4 protein-coding genes are annotated in these 4,150 nt (G+C 42.3%); 1 reads left to right on the top strand and 3 read right to left on the bottom strand.

Going from position 1 to position 4,150, the window contains the following annotated elements; translation table 11 throughout:
* The 3 genes from VIP81_RS00455 to VIP81_RS00445 all read right to left on the bottom strand — a co-directional run.
* Positions 1–882, bottom strand: an 882-nt coding sequence (locus tag VIP81_RS00455) for a 7TMR-DISM family protein (protein WP_331956504.1), incomplete at its 3' end; no start/stop codon positions are given.
* Positions 883–963: 81 nt separating this feature from the next.
* On the bottom strand, positions 964–1,614 hold the full coding sequence (locus tag VIP81_RS00450) for a hypothetical protein (protein WP_331956503.1): 651 nt from the start codon (positions 1,612–1,614) through the stop codon (positions 964–966).
* A gap of 86 nt (positions 1,615–1,700) precedes the next feature.
* Positions 1,701–2,798, bottom strand: a complete 1,098-nt coding sequence (locus VIP81_RS00445; protein ID WP_331956502.1) for a ThiF family adenylyltransferase — start codon at positions 2,796–2,798, stop codon at positions 1,701–1,703.
* 455 nt (positions 2,799–3,253) lie between these two features.
* Between VIP81_RS00445 and VIP81_RS00440 the strand changes: the two genes are divergently transcribed.
* A complete protein-coding gene (locus tag VIP81_RS00440) occupies positions 3,254–3,985 on the top strand; it encodes a superoxide dismutase (RefSeq protein WP_331956501.1) in 732 nt (243 codons plus the stop codon).
* Positions 3,986–4,150 lie beyond the last annotated feature (165 nt).

Here is a 4,150-nt window from a genome sequence, read left to right as displayed (position 1 = left end):
CTGCGCATAATTATATTGATTCAGGAAAGTAGGGATAAAGCAAAGCAGATATAGTATAATCACTACATTCAGCAGCTTATGCCCCAATGGATAATTTATTTTGGTAGACAAAAACTTCTGTATGAATATGACGGCCGTGAGGCCGTTGAATACCGGTACCAGCACTGTGGCATGCATCGCCAGCCAGGGACTGTTGGGATACAGGAAACGGAAAGAATATCCCTGCAACGTTGCCTGCGTAAGCCCTACGCAGATAATATAACTCACATAAATCAGGTAGCTGTTATCGCGGGTAGATATATAAATGAACAAATTGTAAAAGGCCATGGCGAGAATAACGCCAACGTATATACCAAAAATCAGTTCCCGTTTATTGTTTTTCTCATATATCGTTTCAGCAGTACCCAGGTAAACAGGAAGCTGCAGCTGTTCACCAGCCCTCACTTTTAGGTAAAATTCCCTCGTTTCATTGGTCGGGACCTGGATTTCAAACTGGTAATTCTGGTGGTCATACCCCCGGCTTTTATATGGTGTAAATTCTCCCAGCCGGGTACTTTTGGTGGTACTATCCGGTAGTAATTCATACAGGGTAATATCATCTATGATTGGGTATTCGACTTCGAGTAAAAGATGGTCTGCTGTTGATTTGTTGAGGATAGAAAATTTAGCCCATTGTGTATATGGGGTGATTTGCAGATTAGGTACGTCCTGTCCGGATGGCTTGAAATTTTGTTGTCTGGCTCCTTCTATTGTAAGCGTATGTTCTTTATCGGTATATAGTGAAAGGTAGCTGCCTATCTGCAGGAGTGATTTACTGTCCTTGTATACAACAGGTTGCGCTGCTACCGGAAACAGAAATAACCAGGTGAAGATTGACCACAAAACAACAATCTTAGACAACATCAATTAATGAGATTAGTTTATGAGGCTTGAATTTAAATTTATTTTTTTGTAATTGACTGTTTACATGGTAGAGTGCGCATGTGTAGGAATCTTCAGGCTATAATTTACCTCATATGATCCCTTGGGGCCCACTTCTATTTTAGACTGCATGGGATTTTCCCGCAGATCGGCAATCAGTAATTTCTCTTTTGGGTCTGCATAAGGCAGTTCATAAGGATCATTGATTACCATTGCGGTAGCCAGAAAGTCGTCTTTCGGATAGAAAAAAGTACCATTGTTTCCCAATGATTCATCAATCACGAAGCCCACACGTTTGCCTACACGGGTAGTAATAGGTGCGCACAATACATGATATGTATCTATTGGCAGCTGCGCGCCCAGTACTACGCCAACTCTGGCCAGTACCTGACTGCCAATGCCCATTCCCGCTACTTCTTTGGAATTCCACATGCCACAGATCTCCGCACTTCCTTTTTTTACATAAGAGTATATCTTTTCATCGTATTTACCAATCGCCGTTTCAATCGGCAATGGTAACACGCCGTCTGCAATCTGAACACGCGCTCCCCCATATGTTTTGGTACGGGTTTCGTCCTCAACAATGATAACTATTGTGTTTTCGTGCTGCATCCAGTCTGCGCTGCCGGACGTTACCTGGGCTATACCAAAATAGATTTCCAGCAACTTGAGGTGACCGGTGTAAAATCTCATGCAAGCCTCAGGATCATCCGGAGCCCTAAATACCCTTACATTAATCATGACATTGCGGAATAGCGCTTATACAAGGCATAAGTATGTTAAACAATCAACTGCTCAAAATCTATGTAATACCTGCCTGAACTCTTTAGCTGATCCAAGGCTATGCGTCGACATGTATCGGCCACCAGTGCACCTCCCAATACAACGGAAGAAGCAAGCTGCGGCCAGGTAGTAATGGTTTTGCCAATTTCACCCAGAGAAAACTTCATTCTGGCAGAAGCATTCTCCAGCGCCAGCATGGGGCTGAAAATGGGAAGCTTTTCTGCATCTGTCAAACCTTTGAGTGTGGCAATATCTACTTCCGGAATAAGCCCGTGCATCAGTGGCCTGTCTGGTTCAAGATCAAAACGCTCAATATCTATCATCCCTCTGTCGTTCATCTCCATTACCACAGGTATTTTCAGTTCCTTTGCCTTTATTCTGCTTAATATCTTGATATCTACTCCATCACATTCTTCCACAAAAATATCCAATACACCGCCACCCGTAAAGAAGTCATCCATATTGGCTTCGGTCATGCCATCGCCATAGATCTTTACTTTGATAAATGGATCCAGTTCCGCAATTTCGCGGGCGGCAATTACTACTTTAGATGTTTGTAAATTGTGTACCCCACAGCGGATCCTGTTCATATTGGTCAGCTCCAGTGTGTCAAAGTCGGCCAGCCTTAGCTCTCCACAAACCCTTTCCATCACCAGCGTTAGTGCGATCGATTGCCCAACAGATAAACCAACAATCCCAATCTTTTTCTTCGATAATATCTCAATTTCTGCGGCTGTAATTTTATGCTGATTGCGACTGGTACGAAGTTCAATAAAATCAGCCTCATCTACCAGGTGTACCAAACGGTCAACCCAGGAATAATATACCCAAATCCCGAATTTTTCGATTGGGATATCTCCCAGATAAGCCTGTATCTTCTCCTCGTATTCGGCTGCAGTAAGGCGCTTAGTAGGATTCCTGATTTTCATTAGCTCCCGTAATTGGGAGTAAATATTGTCATTGATGCGGATATGCGGACGGGATTTCAGAAGGGCTTCAAAGGTCTGAAGGTCTTGTGCATGCTTCAAATCATAAAAAACAGGCTTATAGTCATTGCTTTCATCCTGTTGTTGCCTGATGTACTCTTGTATCATGTTTCCTGCTTTATCGAGGTTGTGCTCGGTTTGCCCGCACTGGATTACTTTGTAATTTCATTGTGTACGGCAATTCCCATTGCGCTATAGTATTTGCTTCTTATTATATATATTTATGTAGTCGGTTATTTATGTTGGCGTAATTGGCGGGTTAATGAACAGGTTTGATTGTTTACCTGCCAGGCCCGGGATAAATATGTCTGGCAATCATAAAGTTAACTACATGTAATAATTGTAGTTAGGATATGAATGTAAGGTAAAATAGTAATTTAATATGAAAACAAGCTAAAAGTTTTGCTTTATTTTGATATTAAATGCTCGTTTTTATACTTTTATCTTAGTTTTAATATTATCTTCCGTCTCTTCCCACCAATGAGATTTGGTTTAATATTTGTGGCCCTTTGCGGCCGACTTCGATCTTTATTACACGCTAATATATATTAAAAATAATAAATATGGATAAGAGAGAATTTCTCAAGCTTACCAGCCTCGCCGGCGCCGCTATTTTAAGCGGGCCACTGAGCAGTCTGGCCTCCACATCTTCAGTATCCGGCCAGCCGGCTTTTGCCGATCCTAAAGCACCCTTTGTTCTTCCTGCTTTACCTTATGGATACGATGCACTGGAACCCAATATCGACAAGCTCACTATGGAAATCCATCATGATAAACATCATGCTGCCTATGTGAAAAACCTGAATGATAATCTTACCGGCACCGCATATGCCAGCCTCTCACTGGAAGAAATTCTGAAGACAGTAACGGACAAAGACAAAGCCATTCGCAACAACGGTGGTGGACATTATAACCACTCCCTGTTCTGGACACTGCTGTCGCCCACCAAACAAACCCCTTCTGACAAGCTGAAAAAAGCCATCACTACATCTTTTGGTAGCTGGGAAGCATTCCAGACCAAATTTAACGATGCCGCCAAAACCGTTTTTGGTTCAGGATGGGCATGGCTGATCGTTACACCGGATAAAAAGCTGGCGATCATCAACACGCCTAACCAGGACAATCCGTTGATGCATAATATCGTGAAAGACAAAGGCGCTCCCATTCTGGCATTGGATGTATGGGAACATGCCTATTACCTGAAACATCAGAACAAACGTCCTGAATATATCGACGCGTTCTGGAATGCAGTTAACTGGAGCGAAGTAGAAAAACGCTATAACGCGGCTGTGTAAAAGATCGCCTTCGGCGATTGTCTTTATCAGGATTATACTGATGCAGATGATTTGGGTGATTTTCTCCCATTTTGTTATAATATTTCGGGGAGATAAAAGCGGGTATATATCCACTTTTATCTCCCCGAATCTTTTATACGCAAAACTAAAAATCATTTAAATTAT

Source organism: Chitinophaga sp. (assembly GCF_036566945.1).
Classification (GTDB): domain Bacteria; phylum Bacteroidota; class Bacteroidia; order Chitinophagales; family Chitinophagaceae; genus Chitinophaga.
The sequence above is the reverse complement of the archived record's forward strand: the minus strand, read 5'-3'. Positions and strand labels throughout refer to the sequence as shown.